The sequence below is a fragment of the Pseudogracilibacillus sp. SO30301A genome (assembly GCF_037072025.1).
Classification (GTDB): Bacteria; Bacillota; Bacilli; order Bacillales; family Amphibacillaceae; genus Pseudogracilibacillus.
In genome coordinates, this window is the sequence record NZ_JAXHDD010000010.1 from 80,625 (window position 1) to 100,756 (window position 20,132).

Here is a 20,132-nt window from a genome sequence, read left to right on the forward strand (position 1 = left end):
TATTGTCAAACCCGACTGTGGAAGTGACGATAACAGTAAACGGCATGCAAAAGAAAGCGGAGATTGAACCAAGGATGTTACTAGTGCATGCTTTGCGCGATACGTTCAATTTGACGGGCACGCATATCGGTTGTGACACGAGTCAATGTGGTGCTTGTACAGTGCTTCTCAACGGAGAAGCGGTGAAGTCATGTACTGTACTGGCAGTTCAAGTGGATGGTGCCGAGGTGACAACTGTAGAAGGTCTTGGTGAAATGAACGATTTACATCCGATACAAGAAGGGTTTTGGGAAAAACATGGGTTACAATGCGGCTTTTGTACTCCAGGCGTAATGATCGCTGCTGTTGATTTATTAAAAAATAACCCACAACCAACTGAAGCGGAAATCCGTAATGGGTTAGAAGGTGTTATTTGTAGGTGTACAGGGTATGAAAACATTGTTCGTGCAATTCAATATGCCTCAGACAAGATGACTTCATCAGAAGCAGAGAAACTATCAGTGATGGTTAGTGATCTAAAGGAGGAGAGTTAAGTAATGGCAAATATTTTTGGAACACCGCTAAAAAGGCGGGAAGATCCAAGGCTTATTACAGGTAAGGGCAAATTTACTGATGACATTCAGTTGCCAGGTATGCTTTATGCAGCGATGCTCAGAAGTCCACATGCCCACGCAAATATTAAATCTATAAACACCGTAAATGCGGAACAAGCAGACGGTGTAGTCGCTATCTATACCGGTAAAGACCTACAAGGAAAAATGGAACCGATTCCAACAGCATGGTTGCCGCCTGACTCGAATATACAAACACCAGACCATCCAGCCCTCGCAATGGATAAAGTTCGCTATGTCGGGGATGCAGTGGCAATGGTTATCGCGGAAAGTCGCTATGCTGCAAGAGATGCACTCGATTTAATCGATGTTGAATATGAAACATTGCCGGTAAACGTTGACCAAGAAAAAGCAATGGCGGACAATGCGACATTACTACATGACGGTGTCGAGAACAATCTTGCATACCATTGGAAAGCAGGTAGTGTAGCAGAAGAAGTTTTCGACCAATCCGAAGTCGTCATTAAGCAACGATTTCGTCAACAACGACTTATTCCGAATCCGATGGAAATGCGTGCATCTGTCGCCGATTATAATTCAGCGAGTGGTGATATGACGATATGGTGTACATCGCAAAATCCTCATATTCATCGTTTTATTCTTTCTGGTGTGCTCGGTATACCAGAATCCAAGCTACAAATCATTTCCGTTGATGTTGGTGGTGGTTTCGGTTGTAAGATTGCAGTTTACCCGGGTGAAGCACTTGTTGGTTTCGCTGCACGTGAATTAAACCGTCCAATCAAATGGGCAGAAGATCGCAGCGAACATTTCTTGTCAACAACACACGGTCGTGATGTTATTTTGGATGTTGAACTTGCTGGGAAACGTGATGGCACATTCGAAGCACTTAGAATCAAAAATATTGCCAACATGGGAGCATATTTATCCACAGCAGGACCTGGTGTCGAAACAATTTTATTCGGGTTGATTACACCTGGACCATACAGAATTAAGCATGCACAAGTGGAAACTTACGGTGTGTTTACGAATACGACTCCTACAGATGCTTATCGAGGGGCAGGTCGTCCAGAAGCAACATATCTCATTGAACGAATGGTTGATTTATATGCAAATGAAATCGGCATGGATCCGTTGGAAATTCGCCGCCGCAACTTAATTGGAAAAGACGAATTCCCATATGATAATGCTCTTGGTTTACAATACGATAGCGGGGATTATGAACGTTCCCTTGATAAAGCGCTTGAGATGCTAGATTATGAAAAATTCCGATCGGAACAAGAAGAAGCAAGAAATCAAGGTAAATATATAGGTGTCGGTTTTTCAACCTATGTGGAAATTTGTGGTCTTGGTCCTTCAAAGGTAGCGGGAGCGGTTGGTTTCCAAGGCGGTTTGTGGGAAAGTGCGACTATTCGGGTTCATCCTACGGGGAAGGTGTCCGTTTTCACCGGTACTTCTCCACACGGTCAAGGTGAAGAAACTACATTTGCGCAGATCGTCTCACAAAAATTTGGAATTCCACAAGAGGACATTGAAGTGATTCATAGTGATACGGATCGAATCCCAATGGGTTGGGGTACATACGGTTCTCGTACAACACCAGTGGGTGGAGCCGCCATAGCGATCGCTGCAGATCGGGTACTGAATAAAGCGAAAAAAATCGCTGCTCACATGCTCGAAGCTGCAGAAGAGGATATCGATTTTGTGGATGGATCATTTCAGGTAAAGGGTGTTCCTGATTCAGCTGCTTCTTTCGCTGACGTTACGTTACAGGCTTATGTTGCATGGGATTTACCAGATGGAATTGAACCAGCACTGGAAGAACAGGCATTTTACGATCCAGACAACTTTGTATATCCATTCGGAGCTCATGCCTGTATCGTTGAAATTGATGCAGAAACTGGCGAAATTGAAATCAAGCGTTACATCGCAGTTGACGATCCAGGTCCGGTCATTAACCCAATGGTAGCTGAAGGTCAAGTTCATGGTGGCATCGTACAAGGTGTGGGGCAGGCTCTATGGGAAGGTGCCGTATACAACGAACAAGGACAATTGCTTTCTGGTACATTTATGGATTATACGATGCCAAAAGCAAGATTTTTCCCGAATTTTGAAGCGGCATTTACGGAAACTCCTTCACCGGTAAATCAACTCGGGGTAAAAGGGATTGGAGAAACTGGTACAATTGCAGCTACACCTGCAGTCGTTAATGCAGTTATTGATGCGTTGGAACCTTTTGGTGTGAAAGAACTCGATATGCCACTTACACCAGAAAAAATATGGAGCGTATTGCAGAATGGGAGGAAGACGGAATGATTGCTAATACTTTCGCATATGAAAGAGCTGTCTCGGTCGATGAAGCACTTCGTCTGCTGAAGGAGAGCGGAGGCGATGCAACAGTCCTTGCCGGAGGGCACAGTATACTGCCTCTTATGAAAATTCGTTTGACGACATTGGAAAAGTTAATCGATATCAGCCGCATTCCTGAATTAAAAGGTATCCAGCAAAAGGGTGACCGCTTGGAAATTGGTGCATTAACTACCCATGCTGAAATTTCTAAGGATCCAACTGTGAAAGAAACGATTCCTGCACTTGCAGAAGCAGCAGCAAGCATCGGAGACATCCAAGTTCGAAACCGTGGTACAGTTGGGGGCAATATTGCTCATGCTGATCCAGCTTCCGATCTTCCTGCTCTAGCCGTAGCATTTGATGCCAATATTGATATACAAAGTACAGAAGGCACAGAAACATTCACAGCTGAAGACTTTTTTCTTGGTCCACTCATCACGGCAATTCCTGAAAACAGCATCTTAAAAACAGTCTCATTTGCTATTCCACCGAAAGAAGCGAAAAGCACTTACGTGAAGTACGCTCATCCTGCGACTGGTTATGCAGTTGTTGGTGTTGCAGCGGCTATCGGTCAAATGGAAGATGGGATGATTACGTACGCTCGTGTTGGTATTACTGGTGTTGGTGATATTGCTTTTCGTGCAGAAGAAGTGGAGCGTACATTGATTGGTAACAAGCCCACAGAAGATTTAGTTCAAGAAGCAGCTAAAAAAGCAACAGAAGGACAAGAAATGGGCAGTGATCTATTCGCTTCCGAAGAATATCGCCACCATTTGTGCCAAGTTTATACGAAACGAGCGCTAAATAAATTGCTGTTTTGATATGGTAAAGAGGCGACTCGTTTTCGTCATTACAGACTAAATAGCGTTTTAGGACGAATTTTAAGGGACTGAGACAAATGTATTTTTTATCAACAAAAAATACCAACTAAAGTAAGCGCATATAACCCACTTCGGAAATATACATCCATCACACATCCTAATGTGGTCGATGCCCCTCCGATGTACAGCGATGAAGACAAGGACGACTAGTGTCGGCGTAGCCAACCTTTACGGGGGACGAATGCGTAGTTACAGTCAGGACGTGAGCGCCTCTAGCCTACAGGATCTACTTATATTTCTTAAGCTAGACTAGTGCATTGTTCTTCTCTTGGGTTTGTCTTATTAGTTATGTTTCAGAGCCCACACGTCCTACTTTTTTCGCTAAATTTGCGTCCCTACTGGAAAAATTTTTCGGTAGCTTACGACGTATCCTAAAGTTGGGCAGTAGGATTTCTCGCTCCGTCGTTAAAGTCTCTAAATTAAAACGAAAACGAGTTTCTTTTCATACTATTAAAACATTGCTTCACATCATATTCATACTTACATATAACTCAAAAAGGAGGTAAGCAATGGTTTTGATTCAAGAAAAATTGCATAAACAAGGGTACATAGCTGATCGTTCACTTTCCGTTACACTGCAACTTGTTATGGAACTGGAAAAACCGTTACTCGTCGAAGGTCCTGCGGGGGTCGGAAAAACAGAACTCGCCAAAGTCCTCGCCTCTGTCCTTGAGACGAAACTAATCCGTCTTCAATGTTATGAAGGACTTGATACTACAACAGCGCTATATGAATGGAACTACCCAAAACAAATGCTTTATATCCGTATGAGCGAAAATGATTTTCCTACAGACGAGAAAAAAGCACCAGATATATTTGATGAACAGTTTTTGTTACGAAGACCATTGCTTGATGCCATAACGGAGGATGAAAAGGCACCAGTCTTGCTTATTGATGAGATTGACCGTGCCGATGAGGCTTTTGAAGCATTCCTCCTTGAAGTATTGGGCGAATTCCAAGTGACTATTCCTGAATGGGGCACGATTAAGGCGCAACATAAACCATACGTAATTCTAACATCAAACCGCACACGAGAACTAAGCGACGCATTAAGGCGGAGATGTTTGTACGAGTGGATCGATTATCCAGACATAGAAAAAGAAACGGACATCTTACGAGCAAAATTACCGGGAATCGAAAAACGGTTGGCAAAACAAGTTGCAAGTACAATGCAGAGACTTCGTGACCTGCCTTTCTACAAACCACCAGGAGTAGCGGAAAGCCTCGACTGGGCACGTGCACTATCCATGTTAGTAAATGCAGATGATGACGAACTAGCCGTTACAGATACACTTGGTTGTCTTGTAAAGGATCGCAATGACTGGAAATTGCTTACAGAAAATATAGACATACTGCGTGAAGTCGAATGATGGAAACGAAACACATTGAGACTGCTGCTCAGATATTTTTCAAAGATATGAATAGTTTTATCTACTACTTACGGGCTGAAGGTTATACCATCACAACCGAGGAAACAATTGCAGCTTTTCGTGCTCTTGAGAAGCTTCATTTATCCGATGAAGCAGAAGTTTTTCTTGGTTTACGAACAGTACTTTGCTCTACACGTATGGAGAGAGATAGATTTGAACATTTATTCACAGTATTTTTTCATGGTACGCAAAATGAGAATGATTTGAAAGATAGAGCAAATGGAAGCCATGCTAATAGAGACGATGAAAAAGAGCAGAAACCGACCGAAAACGATGATGAAGTGATAGAAACTAATATAGCAAGTGAAGAAGCAGACGCTACTGAACGTATCGGACAAAAAAATAGCTCTGATGGGATGACTGAAAAAAAGGAAACTTCTTTTTTACAAGCAGTGCTCCAAAGTCAAACCGCATCAAAACAGATCAGAACTGTCTCTGTTCCAAGTGATCACTATGCAGATTTATTAAAGGCTGCTCGTTTGTTTATCCACTCCGTACGGTTAAAACCGAGTCGGCGTTGGCAACCCCAACCTAATGGTAGACGAATCGATTTAAGACGGACATTTAGAAAGAGTATTAGTACAGGTGGATATGCCATCAATCCAGCAAAATTTGAGCGCTGTAAAAACAAAGCACGTTTCGTCTTATTATGTGATGGAAGTCGCTCAATGGCACCATATACGGAATTGTTTTTGCAGTTTGCTGCCGCAATACATCGAGAAACAGCACGGACGGAACTTTTTCTATTTTCCACTGAGGTAAGGAGGGTGACTCACTTACTTAAGAAAGCTTATCCACCTCACAATCTATCACTTCGAAATCTTGGTTCAGAATGGGGTGGTGGCACATGTATCGGCGAAGCACTAACTAATGTTATACAAGAAGAACAACCCCAACTACTGTCAAAACAAACTGTATTCATTATCTTTAGCGATGGTTTGGAAAGTGGCGAACTAATTGAACTAGAAAACGGAATGCGAACACTGAAACAACGGGTAAATTGCATCATCTGGCTTAATCCGCTTAAAGGTAAATCGGGATATGAACCATTGGCACGTGGCATGCGAATCGCGCTTAAATATATAGATATTTTCGCAGAAGCACACGATGTAACAGCTTTTTATAACTTGGCACAATGCTTGAGACTAAGGAGGGAATAAATTGAAAGAGAATAAAGATATCGTCAAGGCATTGGAACAGGCCTACCAAAATGGCAAACGGACTGCTCTTGCTACAGTTGTTGGAGTTACCGGCTCAGCTTACCGACGTGAAGGAGCAAAAATGCTCGTTGATGAAGATGGGAAAACGACTGGAGTTATTTCCGGTGGTTGTTTGGAACCCGATGTTGTAATAACGGCACAACAAGTGATCGAAAATGGAGAACCATTATTAAAAGAGTACGATATGGATGAAGAAACAGTATGGGGATTAGGTTTAGGCTGTCCAGGGATTGTCCAACTGTACATTGAACCTTTATCGGAGGTGAAAAATGCGTGAAACAACAACCTTTCAATAAATGGATCGATTGTGTCAAAAATGATCAAGCGGGAATGCTTGCCACTATTCTTAACGGTTCAGAAATAATTCACAAAGGAAGCAGATTGTTTGTTTCTGAAAATGGTGAAATGCGTGGTAGCCTTGGAGATATTTTTCTAGATGAAAAGATCGTTAAGTTGGGGTCAGAAAGGCTTCGACAAATGGTTCCAGAATCGAAAACACACATTTTTGATATCAAAGGAAAACCCATTTCTGTTTTTCTCGATGTGCATATTCCGTCTCCCAAGGTAATGATCTTTGGTGCTGGTCATGATGCAATTCCAGTGGCATCATTTGCGCGACATAGTGGATTTGATGTCACTGTGATTGATCAACGTGAAGCTTTTGCCAGTGAAGAACTGTTTCCAGAGGTAAACATCATACTTGCTCGACCTGAACATTTGGCAGACAAGGTTGCCCCCGATAAACGGACGTTAATTATCATTATGAATCACCACTTGGATAAAGACAGAGATTGTTTACACTTTTCCTTGGAATCTAAGGCACCGTATGTCGGTTTACTTGGACCACGGAAAAGGTGTAATCGATTGTTAAGGGAGCTTGAGTCAAAAGGAATAAAATTTTCGCAGGAAACATTGTCCCGACTGTACAATCCGGTTGGTCTCGATATTGGTGCGGAAGGCTCGGAAGAAATTGCAATCAGCATCGTTTCGGAAATGATTGCTTTCAAAAATAAAAAAATTGGCAAGTCGTTAAGAGAACAATATAAATCTGATGAAACTTATAAACTAGCAGAATAAAGGTGAATTGATTATGACCGCAATATCCGCATTGATTTTGGCTGCAGGTACAGCTAGTAGAATGGGACAAACGAAACAATTACTCGACTTAGGTGGTGCTGCGTTACTAAAACGTGTCATCCAAAATGTGAAAACCTTCCCTTTTACTAAAATAATTATCGTTATTGGACATGACGCTGAAAAAATACAAAATAATATCATCATGAAAGGTGAAAGATGTCGCTGGGTTTTCAATCCGAAATATGCCTACGGACAAAGCCACTCTTTGAAAATAGGTGTGGCGGCGATTCAAACCAAACATGTCATGGTATTTTTAGGGGATCAACCCTTTATCAAAGACACAACGATTCTTAAGATCTATGAAAAGGGAAATAAATGGGGGCGAAAAATGCAATCTCCTTTTGTTGTACGTCCTATTTATCAAAACATCCAAGGACACCCTGTCTTTTTCGGTAACGTCAAACAAATCAGTTTCAATGAATTGTCTCAGGATCAAGGAGCAAAATCACTAATCAAACAAATTAATAATTATTATGAACTCCCTGTTACAGATGACGGATCCATCTTTGACATCGATACACCGAAAGCTTATGAAATAGCGAGACAAAGATGGGAATCCCAAATTAAGACCCCAAAACCTTAATATATTAAGGATTTGGGGCATACTTCTTGGGTTGGTAGAATGAATCATAGCAAGTCGTATAATATGCCCGGTGATAGATACCATTCATGCCATCGTGATAACTCCAACCCATTCCGTCCGTTTCCAGTACGATCGCATACAATCGATCCTTTAATTGATTAAATATCTTCTCATCTTTTTCACAGGCTACAGCTACTTTATGATATATAGTCTCCATACTGTCGTATCTGTTCTTCTGTATTTTCACTTACTGAAATCAAGGGTATTACCAGCTAATTGATATAAATAAACGGGAAAATTAAATGCTTTATTCTGTCTTTTCAAATTGAATTTCAATGATTTTTTCTTTGCTAAGACCAGTGGTTTCCATAATAAAGTCAATATCCATCCCTTTATTTAATAAACGAATAACAGTCTTTTCTAGTCTTAGTCTTAATTCTAGAGATTTTCTTTCAATATCTTGTTCCCTTTGCTGTATCTCTTGTTCCTTTTGTTCTACCTCTTGTTTCGTTTGTTCTGCTTCTTGTTTCGTTTGTTCCGCTTTTTGTTTCGTTTGTTCCGCTTTTTGTTTCGTTTGTTCCGCTTTTTGTTTCGTTTGTTCCGCTTTTTGTTTCGTTTGTTCCGCTTCTTGTTTCGTTTTTTCATACAATTTCTTCTTTCTTTCTAAGTTCTCCTCCATTGATCTTATTGTTTCACGATACGATTCTTCGTCTAGCAAACGTTTTAAGCGAGATTGATAAGCTAAAAATTGCTCTTGCGTCATACTCAACTCCTCCCATTGTGCAAAAGCGTCCCGTAACGTTTCATCCTTCATGGCAATCTCCTCCAGTTCTTCATAAATTTCTTCATAGACTTTCTTGTTTCTACCATCGACCATTCCAAGCATTAAAAGCCATCGTGCCATCACATTATTCCAGGGATCTAACTTATCCGCTTTCCAGTCTCTTATTAACTTCGTCATCTCAATGAAATGAAATTCCATTACATCCGTCAATTTAATGTTTTTTGTACTTTCACGTAAATGAAATATCGTATGAAATAAATCTATTTCAGACATCATATTATAGTTTAAGATGTTAATAACAATGACTGGTCGCAATTTCCTGTACTCCATACCTTTCTCAAGGGGAGAAGAATAAATTCCAGACCAGTAGTAAATGGAGCGCTTAACCATATCATACTTATTTGAAAATTGAATTTCTACATTTATTCTCTCATTGGCGTCCGTTAACACTAATAAATCCAGTCTAGATTCCTTATCTTCTTCGTACTCCCTGCCAGTTTCCGTATTCAAAAATGTAACCTCTTGAATTTTGTTTCTTCCTGATTTTTGTAAAATTGCATTTAAAAATTCAATGGTGATTTTCTTGTTCTTTTCGTTTCCAAAGAGTTGTTTGAAAGCGTAATCAATTTTTAAATCCATTAGCCTCTCTAACGGAATCCGTTTCAGTAGCTCGGTTCTTCTGTTTTCTTTTGTCTCTTTCTTTTTTTCACTATATTTATTTGTGTCTTCTTGTACCCTAGAAAAAGGAAAAAAAGTAGGTGGACTTTCATAAATTAATTCAGTTTGTGCCATATAAACACTTCCTTCTAATATGATGGGATTGCAAATAAATGATACTATATATAGTATACACTAACCGATCATCAAGAACAAACGTTCCGAATCAGGTGATGCTTTTTAATGACACTTAATACATATCACAAGTGATAACCACTATAGAATTTTGCTGACTTACATGTAATAATAATTAATTATGGTTTCCAATTAAAGGGATCCCATATCCTATCTACTTTTTAAATCCTTCATCGACTAAAGGATTTCCTTCTTGGTCAACCATAACAGTGAGACCGCCCCCTGCGCCTGTATGGTTTAGCATATAAAGAACGCCGGTATCATTGTCACGGATGATTTTAAAAATTTCTAATTTTCCCTGCATATAGATCACTTCAAATCTTTTCTTACTTATTAAAACCCACTCCCGTTTTAGTTTTATATCAAAAAACTATTTCTAGTCGATTTACATATTCCTACAGAAATAATACTATTCCCCAGTCCTCTGTTCACTATCATCGTAGTAATTTCTTTAGACTGACTTATTGATCTTTTCAATGATTAAAGGTATTTCTATTAATATATCAATGCTGAAGTCCGCCTCAGAACTATCCCATTGAGAATCTTTTTTCCAAATACTTTTCATTCCAACTTCATTTGCGGCTCTTATATCATTTATTGGATGATCTCCAACAAAGACACATTGATTCGGTATTGCACCAAGCCGCTCAGCTGCTTTTTCGAAAATAAAAGGATTTGGCTTTTTGATTCCCTCCCATTCAGAAATTAATATCACTTCAAACTTTTCTTCAATTCCCAATGCTTTGATATTATCCATTTGAAACTGTCCATATCCGTTTGTAATCATCCCTAAAGTGATATTACACCCTTTAAGCGCATCCAACATTTCGACTAGATGATTAAATGGGACACAGCAATATTTAAAATTAGCTAAATAATCTTGCAGTAACTCTTCCCATGAAATTGCTTCCATTGCCAATTCATCTGTCAATTGTTGGTATACCTTATCTTTCCAGACGTAGCCACGGTCATCCAGCTCTATAAATCTAGTAATATATTTTTCTTTTGGAACACGCTCAATATATTTATGAAGACGTTCATATTGAAGTTCTATAAACTTTTTGACGGATACATCACGATTTAACAACGTATTATCTAAATCGAATAATACTGATTTTATCAATACTCTTTCCTGCTTTCACCATTTATTTCAAGATCAATATCGTGGACTCTTACCATAGACCAAATAGTATTCCAATTCTTTTTTCTTACTCTTTTATCGTACATATACATTCTTTCCTTTGTTTCCATAAAAAAAGGTGTAGGCTTGATTGTTACGTTGACGGCATCTTGAATACCGTGTGGAGCTGTTAAAATAACTCTATCTATTCCATCTAGTTTTACTCCTAAAGCTGTTGCTGTTTCAGGAAATTTTGAAATTGCGTCTTCTGAAGAGGTATAAGGTGAAATTCCATTATCAACGTGCATCCTCGCCTGATTTTTAACTGACCATGGAATAGAAGGAGCCAAAAGAAATAATCACTTCTCCAATTTTCTGTCCGTTACATCACTAACATTTAAAGGATCAAAAAAAATTACATCAACGTCTGGCAAGGGAGTTCTCTTATTAAAACCATGTACATGATCCCATATCTTTGAACGAACAAATCCTGCACAAATCCACCAATCAGGTAAATTTAAAGAATTTGCAAACTTTAATACCTCCATCATCCATCTATCTTTTTCAATTAGTACTATAATATCTTCTTCATTTTTAATCATTACACAAAACCCCTCATTTTTAATCAAGTGTTTTATAGTATCCTGTCGCTCTGGCCTCAAATCCTCTATTCGTGTAAAATTGATGTGCTTCACTACGCTCACTTCTGTTTCCACTATTTAATACTAATCTATTTGCACCTTGATAGTCTGCCCATTCTTCTGCTGCCATTATTAGTTTTTTGCCAATCCCTTGTTTTCTATAATCAGATTCAACTACTAATGCTACAATTCTTACATAATTATCATTTTTCTCGTAATGATATCCTAATATCATTCCGATCATCCCTACAATTTTTTCATTAACCTCGGCTACTTGTGTACTATAAAGATGACAAGAATTTATTTTTGAAAAACGCTGTTCCATCTCCTCTTTCGTAGTTGGATATCCTAACTCGCCCATCAGCTTTGCCATTTGACTAATATCACTTTCGATAGCTTTCCTGATCAATCTGTTCGCCTCCTGAAATAATTTTTTTTGACAACAATAACTAATTGTGAATTATTGGAAAATGTTTATATATATTTCAATAATCACGACCTTTATACTGAAGAATTATCGGCAGCTGCTTTTCTTCTAAAGCCGCCCTATATAAACTAATATTTCCTTCAGTTGGTTGGGATGCATCTGATTGCACCTCAAAATTTTCATTTAAAGATATCGTCCAAACTGCTTCATCATTTTCCTTTAAAACAACAGCCAATGTCCCGTATTGAACAATGTTTTCCCATTTAAACAATTCCGTTTTACCATTTGTAGTAACAGAAATGCCTTCTGTATTACTTATAACTTCTGCATTATCTGCCTGCCATTGTCCGTTAATTTCAGCTCCTACATAATAATAAGAAATACCATTTCCTCGGTCACCATACGTACCGATAAACTGCTGAATCGTATTGTTTTTGGCTTTATATGTTACGGCTGCTACATCATTTGCTAGCCATTCTACATTAAATTCGCCAACTGTTTCATATGGTAACTTTTCTTTTGGACGAGCCAGAATACCATAATGAACCCTATAATAAACAGCATCCCCACTATCTACTTTTTCTTTAATAGATAAAACATTCTTAAAACTAGGTGAGATACTAATAATATTGTTAACTTGGTTATTACTTATAATAAGTAGAAGTATATTACCAATAATGAAGAGTCCTATCATACTAGATGCTAATAACTTAAATGTTTTTGTGAAGTTAAATATGAGTAAAATGGATAATAGTAAACAGAGAACACATATAATATTAATGAAGTAAAACAGACGGTTGTCAGCATACTCTACTTGATATTTAGCATGAACAAGTAAGTAACCCATTTGAAGACAAAAAAACGCAATTGCAAAAAGAAAGAGAATATAGCCAATTATTTTGATTCGTTTTTTCTTATTCTTCTTCACTTGGCTGTACCTCCATCAAAAAATCCCATGTTTTTCCGTTGTCTTCTGAAATGAACTTTCCTTTTACGTTTCCACCTTTATAGTCACCATTAGGTCCCTGATTTACTAATACTGCTAAATGCTCTCCTTCCGTCGTTGGAACTTCAGCAGTAACGAAAATTTTATGATACTTTTCTGGGATATTAAGCACTGCTTGATTCCATGTATTACCACCATCTTTAGTTACATAGAAATCTGGTTCTTCAGGATTAATTGTTCCATAAGATAAAAATCCTGTAGTTTCATTGACGAAACCTCCATCTGAAATTAATCTTGTATTACCGGAGTCATTCGTTTGCTCCCAACTCGTCCCACCATCATGCGTTAAAAAAACAGCAGAGTATTCCTGTGACATCGTTCGATCTCCTGAAATGATCGCATAGCCAAACTGATCATTTAAAAAGTCTAATTTTCTAAATCGAATCGGTGGGAAAGGTTGTGCAATCAGACTATCATCCCATGTTTCTCCCTGATTTGTAGAATGTTTCATTACGATCCTATCTCCATCAGCATATAAAAAGGCAGCACGATCTTCTATAAGCACATAGCTACCATCAATTAATTCTTGTTTATTTCCACTATACTCTCCTGCAAATAAGATCTCTTTTTCAACGGGGACTTTTACCCAATCATTCCCTTGATTGTATGTAATATGAAGTGCATCATTTTGTAAAGAATAATCAATCGTATTAGAGTTTACCGGTTGTAGAGTCTCTTCTCTAGATGGTTCTAATTCATCTACCGTATTCTGCTGACTGTCATTTAGCTCACTTACATACGGAAACGTGATTTTCCCTTGTCTTTCATTAACATATATGCCGATACTTAATCCGATCATCATTATTATTGATAGTGCAAGAATGACTTTTTTCATGAGTAAACTCCTCGTTTTTTATCTAAACACTTCGCTTTCTAACAAACTAACATTCATTTTACCATATTTTCACACTTATTGTTCACATAGAAATAGTAAATTCTGAGTAATCCGACTAATTGCCAACAAAATAAAAACATATGCTCAGATTCCAAAACTTAGGAATAGATGAGCAGTATGTTTTAAAGGAAAAGCGCTATGGTTACCAATCTATTTTGACCCTTCCGTTTGGGTGACACTAGATTGCCTCGTTAACGAATAAATCGCACATAAAAAAGCAATTACGACAACTCCCGAACCTACATGAGCGGTACTTACTACAGAATTAAAATGACCAAGTGTAATTCCTCCAATTCCAGATCCTAGGGCAATTCCTAGCTGCAAAGCTGAGTTATTAAGGCTCTGGTGGATATCAGAAGATTCAGGATCTGTCTGGATAACGTAACTTTGCATCGGTGGCGTTAAAGCCCAGCTAAGTACTCCCCAAATTACCATTACAACAAGAAATACAGGAAATGAAAATGTTGCGTATGGAAGAACATATAAAATTATAGCAAAGGAACTAATAACAATTAAAATGCTTTTCGGCGAACCGATTCGATCTGACAGTGTTCCTCCAAGTGCTCCTCCAGATACGGCTGCAAGACCAAATAAAAAATAACTAATACTTATCCATGTTGGACTTAAATTTAGAGTAGTCTCTAAAAAAGGCGTAAAATATGCATACAGTGTATAATGGCCTGCTAACATGAACATTAGTGCCAAATGTGCCCCAACAATTTTCAAATTTCCTAGCGCTTTAATCTGTGTAGATATTGCGAGTACATTCCCGGATGGTATTTGTTCTAAAAATGTATAAATTAGAATTCCAGAACCAATTGTCAACACGGCAATTCCGAGAAAAACTGAACGCCAACCGAACGCATTTGTAAGTAAAATCCCAATTGGAACCCCTATCACTAGTGCTGAACTTATTCCCATATATACTAAACCAATTGCTTTCCCTTGATGAGCGGGTTCCACAATCTTCGGAGCTATCGTTAATGAAAGTACAATAACTAAAGCAGCACTCATCGCTGTAATCACTCTTGCAATCATTACTAATGTATAAGTTGGACTAAAATAAGTCATTAAGTTTCCTAAAAAAAATATTGTTAAAGCAATAAGATATAACTTTTTTCGTTCAATTTTCGCTGTTAATGTTAACAATACAGGACCAGAAATAGCATAAACTAGAGCAAATACGGTAATCAGTTGTCCTGCTGTTCCAATTGTTACAGTTAAATCCGAAGCGATAATTGGTAAAATTCCTCCTACAATTAATTCCACCAATCCAACTGTAACTGCAGTTATTGCTAATATAATAACTTTAAAATTCATAAAAAATCCCCCAAATCCTACCATCAAAAAATTTCTATATGTTTTTATAATATACCCATAAATTCAAGAAGAAAAAGACATAAAAAAAACCCAACTACAATTGGCATTGTTTGTAGTCAGGATTTAACGGTTCCTGGTAGAGACCCTCAAACCATATTTTTGAGGTTATACATAATGTTCATTAAAAAATCTATTATTTAATATATCATGATGCTTCGCTTTTTTCAATTATGAAGTTTTCCCACGCAGGTCGGATCGCTCCGAAGCATTAAGATGTAAAGTTTTTTCTCTCTATTTACTTGCACGTGAAAATCTTAATTTTTTTAAACCTACGCTTAACTCAAATTGAGCAGGGTGTACACGATTTCATGCAATCATGGCGTAGAAACACTATAAATTGTTTAGCCCTTCATGATATACATCACTACTATGGCTTCGGCTGACTTCTCACGATAAACCTTTTTCGACCAGCTTTCACTCCTGAGCTGTTCGTGAGACCTCCCAGGGTAAGACAACTATCTTTCCTCTTTTACTCGCCTAATCTACTCTACAGGATTACGCACATCTTATTGGACTTTGACTTGTTATGGAGCCTTATCGCCTATAGAGCCTTGGTATCAGATTTCTGTTCGTCGAGCCAAGATTTTGTATACACGCTTCCTTCAGCCCTTACCTCACGATAAGCACCTTGCGTTTCTCTAGTGGTTGGTTGATGTGTAACCCCCACAGTGGACTTTCACCACTTAGATAGTCGCCATGCCTAGCACACATAAAAAAAGAATAGCAAATGCTACTCTTTTCTAAATAAATTCATTAAACAATCGTGCCCTGTTACGGTAATACTCCTCAAGAATTATATCCAAAAGAAACCGCAAATACTAAAGCGAGTATTGATAAAAGAATGATGACCAAACAAATTGTAGTTATTATTACTATTAGACTTTTAGGTATATCAGAATGCTTTTTCAAAGTGGCTAAGAGGAAAAACAGGCTTATAAATATAATAATTAAAAGAATGGAAAAGAGCATGTAACGCTCTTTAATCATAAACCACAAATCCATTTTATCTGCCCCTTTCCGTGACTCAATTGAACGATTCAGGCGCATACCTCTGATAATGCAACAACTGGATCCGTCTATATTTAATACCATCAATTTTAAATGTTCTTCTTATAATTTGTCAATCGCTTCCGGATAGTGCCTAAATAAGAAGTCACATATATTTCGTAAACAGATATGCTGCAACCCGCGCATATGCTCCCTTTTTAGTAAATTCACTATTTGCTTGTATAATAGGTAATAATGCTTTTACAAATCTTTGGTTACATTGCTTATTCTTAGTGGACGTATTTTTAAATCCTAGAAAACAACCATCATGTACCTGACAAGCCCTATCCAAATCATCAATAGGTGATCCACCTTTATTTCCTTTTCCGCAATATCGACCATAATTACCTATGGGAAATGCAAAATCAAACGTACTTATTTCTCCATCTTTAACCTCAAAATCTTCCATATTGTTAATAATATTAATCACATTTAGAGTTTCCGGTTGCAAACCATTTGATTCAGCAGCTACTATATCCAACTTAATACTTCCATCATTATACATAAGTTCATTAAAAAATCTATTATTTAATATATCATGCTGCTTCGCTTTTTTTCAATTATGAAGTTTTCCCACGCAGGTCGAATCGCTCCGATTAAGATGTAAAGTTTTTTCTCTCTATTTACTTGCACGTGAAAATCTTATTTTTTTAAACCTACGCTTAACTCAAATTGAGCAGGGTGTACACGATTATTTCACAACCCTTAGGCGATTCACCTTTCCTATACATAGTACATAAAATATATCTATATCTTAGAAAGGATTGATTAAAAAATGTACTATGCTCCATACCCATATTACGGTCATTTGCCAATGTGCAACTGTCAGAGACAAAATATATACCAAAGTATGCAGAATAACCCAAATCATTATTGGTCACGAAGGAATGATGACCAATGGATTCAATTAAGAGATCATGGCAAAGAACCATATGTCGTTAATATCGAACAGACTGCAGAACAAAATCATACATTTCGAACTGCTATATGGACCGGAGATCATTTACAAGTTACTGTAATGAGTATAGGCATAGGCGAAGACATTGGTTTAGAGGTTCATCCAGATACTGATCAGTTTTTACGAATTGAAGAAGGGCATGGATTTGTTCAAATGGGTAATTCAAGAAATAATTTAACATTTGAACGATCGGTTCGTGAAGATGATGCTATTATGGTCCCAGCAGGAACATGGCATAACGTAACGAATACAGGAAACCAAGCACTTAAACTATATACTATTTATGCGCCTCCGGAACATCCATTCGGAACCGTACATCAAACGAAAGCAGAAGCAATGGCTGAAGAAGAAAATTATTAATAAAATAAGAGTTAAAAGGGGAAAGTACGATCACCATTAAGATAATTTATACAGGTTGAATCGTACTTTCTGTTACGAATTAATTTTTTACTCTCTAGCAAAATTTTCTGAAAATTCATCCACTCATTTCCACCATTCCCGTTCTTCGACAGAATCACTTTATGGCGATATGTATTTCAATCTCTCCATTAGGAAAGTACTTTTCAAAATCATATGAGTAGGCTCTCTTTAGTACTCCTGCTTCTTCCTCTTCCCATATTTTACTCCAAGTGTTTAAAATGCCTTGTTCATCCGTAGTATCAACTTTATAAATTTCATATTTCTTTTTTGCTGGTATTTCAATAAATGATTCTCCAAATTCATCTTCAATTGCAACACTTAAGGAATAATCTCCTTTATAATCACTCTCATAGTCATAGTAAATTCCATATATACTATTTTGATATTGCTTAAGACTACGATAAGCTTCCTCCCACATCGTTTGAATTTTCCCCATCACTTCCTTATCTGTAAAATTATTTGTCCGAATAGAGTTAACCAAATACAATCTCATTTTTTCACGTCTCCTTTTTCTAAAATTTGTTTTTATAACGTTAGAGGACTATCAGGAAGAGAAAAGGCAAATATTAGATAAATTACTAGATTTGCTGGGATGAAAATGAATATTAATCTTACCGCAATAGAAGGAATCCCAAAATATTCGGCTAGCCCTCCGCACACTCCAGATAAAACTTTATCGCTTGATGATTTCCTTAATTATCGTTTCATAGTAGTGATCTCCATCTTCTCCCGAGAACTTTTTAATGCACTTACAATGTTACAACAACTATTTCTGGTCGATTAAAAATCCTTATGGGGATAATACTATTACTTAATCCTCTATTCACAATCATCGTTGTATCCTTCGTTTCATGTTTTCCGGAAGTATACTCCGGAAAGACACCTTGATTTGGTGCAACCAATCACCAACAAAAGGAAATCGAAACTGACCTCCATGTGCATGACCCGATAAAACTATATCCATATTAAATTGCGCATATAATGATAACAACTCTGGTCGATGAGACAATAAAATGTTAATACTTTTTTCTTCACCAACTCCTTTAAAAGATTGTAGAGCTTCCTCCGCTATCGCTTGCTCTGACTCGTTTCCATTCTTGATTTCAGGATCATCAATTCCCAGAAGATAGATTTTATCATCATCACTTTTAATTTCTGCAATAGTATTTCTCAAAATATGTATGCCTACATTTTGGAGTTTATCTTCTAATGAATCAAAAGTCCCAGACCACCACTCGTGATTTCCAGTCACATAGTATACTGGAGCGATTCCAATTAATTCTTCCATTAAAACAAGACTAATTTTTTCATTGTAGTTTTTAGAGTCAACTAAGTCCCCGGTAAGTACAATTATATCTGGATCGGGTTTTTGTACTTTTGTAATCAGTTTAATTTGATTTTTTCCGAATGATTTACTATGAAGGTCAGACAACTGAACAATTTTATATCCATTAAAATTTTTTGGTATGTTGTCCGATTTGAAGTCATATTCAGTTACTACAACCGAATTGTTTTGAAAGTTAAAAAAACTCGTTAATAAAATTAATCCCAACAAAATATATATCAGTCTTTTTTCAAAATTTACACCCCAGTTAACTGCTAGCTCTAAGGTTTATTATTATCGTATTTTTCCAAGTAGAAAGTTAAAAATAGTAAGCAGTCCAACCCTATGTTTCAAACTAACTTATAGTTTCTTTGCAATACAAAATAACTCTGCAAAGTCATTTACAATAGTCTTCTCGGGATTCTTTTTTATATCAAACTGAATCCTTTCCAACCCTTCTTCATAATCTTTATCATTTATTAAGTTTAGAACTGAAATATCTTTGTTCAAAACATAGTGTAAATAGTCGGCTACCTTTATGTTAGTCATTTGATACTCGATTTGAACGTCTACTTCAAAATCTCTACTTGTTAACTCGTTAAAAATAACTTCAATATTCCAAAATCTTTTTAAGTCTTCATAATAGGCAGTTGGAAAATAGTGATACAGCCACCATTTTTGCATTTCATGAATAGCAATATTATGTAGTTTAAAAATTCCTCCTTCTATTAACACACGATAGATCTCATCTAATGCTTGGCTTTTATTTTTGTAATGATGGAAGGCATAATTATTGGAAATAAAATCAAACATACCAGATTGATATGGCATTTCTTCAGCATAACCATAAGTTAAAGCAACTTTTTCTAATCTTTTTTTAGCTATTTCCAACATCTCTTTTGAAGCATCAAGACCATACCATTTAATATTATCTCTTTTAAAGTAATCAATTTGTTTTTTTAGAAAACTTGGCTTATCGCCAAGCCTTGGCGAAAGCCTTAGTTGCACTTATGCAGTAGGAAAGTTTTATACTTTCTTATCTGCCAAGATAAAGTCCCGTTCCGCAAGACAAATCCAACACTTGATATTCAACTTTACAGTTATTATCA

The 20,132-nt window shown here is 37.2% G+C and carries 20 protein-coding genes, 3 pseudogenes and 1 riboswitch; of the genes and pseudogenes, 9 read left to right on the forward strand and 14 right to left on the reverse strand.

Features of this window, described 5'->3' with window-relative positions:
- The first annotated feature begins 2 nt into the window (after positions 1–2).
- The 8 genes from SPD89_RS07570 to SPD89_RS07605 all read left to right on the forward strand — a co-directional run bounded on the left by SPD89_RS07570 (position 3) and on the right by SPD89_RS07605 (position 8,169).
- Positions 3–533: a (2Fe-2S)-binding protein gene (locus SPD89_RS07570; protein WP_336261351.1), complete on the forward strand. Its 531-nt coding sequence runs from the start codon at positions 3–5 to the stop codon at positions 531–533.
- Positions 534–536: 3 nt separating this feature from the next.
- Entirely contained in the window at positions 537–2,885 is a 2,349-nt protein-coding gene (locus tag SPD89_RS07575) for a xanthine dehydrogenase family protein molybdopterin-binding subunit (protein ID WP_336261352.1), read from the forward strand.
- On the forward strand, positions 2,882–3,739 hold the full coding sequence (locus SPD89_RS07580; RefSeq protein WP_336261353.1) for an FAD binding domain-containing protein: 858 nt from the start codon (positions 2,882–2,884) through the stop codon (positions 3,737–3,739). Before SPD89_RS07575 ends, SPD89_RS07580 begins: the two co-directional genes overlap by 4 nt.
- A gap of 569 nt (positions 3,740–4,308) precedes the next feature.
- Positions 4,309–5,169 (forward strand): AAA family ATPase, encoded by an 861-nt coding sequence (locus tag SPD89_RS07585; protein WP_336261354.1) that lies wholly within the window; start codon positions 4,309–4,311, stop codon positions 5,167–5,169.
- A complete protein-coding gene (locus SPD89_RS07590) occupies positions 5,169–6,389 on the forward strand; it encodes a vWA domain-containing protein (protein WP_336261355.1) in 1,221 nt (406 codons plus the stop codon). Before SPD89_RS07585 ends, SPD89_RS07590 begins: the two co-directional genes overlap by 1 nt.
- 1 nt (position 6,390) lies before the next feature.
- The gene (locus SPD89_RS07595; protein WP_336261356.1) at positions 6,391–6,726 is read left to right on the forward strand and encodes an XdhC family protein; all 336 of its coding nucleotides are present in this window, start codon (positions 6,391–6,393) and stop codon (positions 6,724–6,726) included.
- Positions 6,723–7,526, forward strand: coding sequence for an XdhC family protein (locus SPD89_RS07600; protein WP_336261357.1), 804 nt, complete (start codon positions 6,723–6,725; stop codon positions 7,524–7,526). Before SPD89_RS07595 ends, SPD89_RS07600 begins: the two co-directional genes overlap by 4 nt.
- A 13-nt stretch (positions 7,527–7,539) precedes the next feature.
- Positions 7,540–8,169, forward strand: a complete 630-nt coding sequence (locus SPD89_RS07605) for a nucleotidyltransferase family protein (protein WP_336261358.1) — start codon at positions 7,540–7,542, stop codon at positions 8,167–8,169.
- 4 nt (positions 8,170–8,173) lie between these two features.
- Here the strand turns inward: SPD89_RS07605 and SPD89_RS07610 are convergent, their stop codons facing one another.
- The 10 genes and pseudogenes from SPD89_RS07610 to SPD89_RS07655 all read right to left on the reverse strand — a co-directional run bounded on the left by SPD89_RS07610 (position 8,174) and on the right by SPD89_RS07655 (position 16,802).
- Entirely contained in the window at positions 8,174–8,386 is a 213-nt protein-coding gene (locus SPD89_RS07610; protein ID WP_336261360.1) for a hypothetical protein, read from the reverse strand.
- A gap of 90 nt (positions 8,387–8,476) precedes the next feature.
- Complete coding sequence (locus SPD89_RS07615) at positions 8,477–9,745, reverse strand: Rpn family recombination-promoting nuclease/putative transposase (protein ID WP_336261361.1); 1,269 nt, start codon at positions 9,743–9,745, stop codon at positions 8,477–8,479.
- Positions 9,746–9,959: 214 nt separating this feature from the next.
- A complete protein-coding gene (locus tag SPD89_RS07620; RefSeq protein WP_336261362.1) occupies positions 9,960–10,118 on the reverse strand; it encodes a DUF6440 family protein in 159 nt (52 codons plus the stop codon).
- A 138-nt stretch (positions 10,119–10,256) separates the two neighbouring features.
- Positions 10,257–10,928: an HAD family hydrolase gene (locus SPD89_RS07625; RefSeq protein ID WP_336261364.1), complete on the reverse strand. Its 672-nt coding sequence runs from the start codon at positions 10,926–10,928 to the stop codon at positions 10,257–10,259.
- Positions 10,925–11,527: pseudogene (locus tag SPD89_RS07630) on the reverse strand (nucleotidyltransferase family protein). Before SPD89_RS07630 ends, SPD89_RS07625 begins: the two are co-directional and overlap by 4 nt.
- 19 nt (positions 11,528–11,546) lie before the next feature.
- Positions 11,547–11,975 carry a GNAT family N-acetyltransferase gene (locus SPD89_RS07635; protein ID WP_336261365.1) on the reverse strand — a complete coding sequence of 143 codons (429 nt, stop codon included), beginning with the start codon at positions 11,973–11,975 and terminating at the stop codon, positions 11,547–11,549.
- A 76-nt stretch (positions 11,976–12,051) separates the two neighbouring features.
- Positions 12,052–12,921 (reverse strand): hypothetical protein, encoded by an 870-nt coding sequence (locus SPD89_RS07640; protein ID WP_336261366.1) that lies wholly within the window; start codon positions 12,919–12,921, stop codon positions 12,052–12,054.
- On the reverse strand, positions 12,908–13,834 hold the full coding sequence (locus tag SPD89_RS07645) for a WD40/YVTN/BNR-like repeat-containing protein (protein ID WP_336261367.1): 927 nt from the start codon (positions 13,832–13,834) through the stop codon (positions 12,908–12,910). Before SPD89_RS07645 ends, SPD89_RS07640 begins: the two co-directional genes overlap by 14 nt.
- Before the next feature lie 210 nt (positions 13,835–14,044).
- The gene (locus SPD89_RS07650) at positions 14,045–15,214 is read right to left on the reverse strand and encodes an MFS transporter (RefSeq protein WP_336261368.1); all 1,170 of its coding nucleotides are present in this window, start codon (positions 15,212–15,214) and stop codon (positions 14,045–14,047) included.
- Positions 15,215–15,307: 93 nt separating this feature from the next.
- Positions 15,308–15,407, reverse strand: a riboswitch (purine riboswitch).
- A 1,020-nt stretch (positions 15,408–16,427) separates the two neighbouring features.
- On the reverse strand, positions 16,428–16,802 hold the full coding sequence (locus SPD89_RS07655) for a phospholipase A2 family protein (protein ID WP_336261369.1): 375 nt from the start codon (positions 16,800–16,802) through the stop codon (positions 16,428–16,430).
- Between the two features lie 294 nt (positions 16,803–17,096).
- Here SPD89_RS07655 and SPD89_RS07660 point away from each other — a divergent pair, with 294 nt between their 5' ends.
- Positions 17,097–17,639 carry a cupin domain-containing protein gene (locus SPD89_RS07660; RefSeq protein ID WP_336261370.1) on the forward strand — a complete coding sequence of 181 codons (543 nt, stop codon included), beginning with the start codon at positions 17,097–17,099 and terminating at the stop codon, positions 17,637–17,639.
- A 154-nt stretch (positions 17,640–17,793) separates the two neighbouring features.
- On the opposite strand, the gene SPD89_RS07665 is transcribed toward SPD89_RS07660, so the two are convergent.
- From SPD89_RS07665 to SPD89_RS07680, 4 genes and pseudogenes are all read right to left on the reverse strand, one after another.
- Positions 17,794–18,192, reverse strand: a complete 399-nt coding sequence (locus SPD89_RS07665; RefSeq protein ID WP_336261371.1) for a GyrI-like domain-containing protein — start codon at positions 18,190–18,192, stop codon at positions 17,794–17,796.
- Between the two features lie 32 nt (positions 18,193–18,224).
- A pseudogene (locus SPD89_RS07670) lies at positions 18,225–18,383 on the reverse strand (PspC domain-containing protein); the annotation flags it as partial.
- A gap of 65 nt (positions 18,384–18,448) precedes the next feature.
- Positions 18,449–19,263, reverse strand: a pseudogene (locus tag SPD89_RS07675) (metallophosphoesterase).
- A 120-nt stretch (positions 19,264–19,383) separates the two neighbouring features.
- A complete protein-coding gene (locus SPD89_RS07680; RefSeq protein WP_336261372.1) occupies positions 19,384–20,031 on the reverse strand; it encodes a class I SAM-dependent methyltransferase in 648 nt (215 codons plus the stop codon).
- Positions 20,032–20,132: the final 101 nt, after the last annotated feature.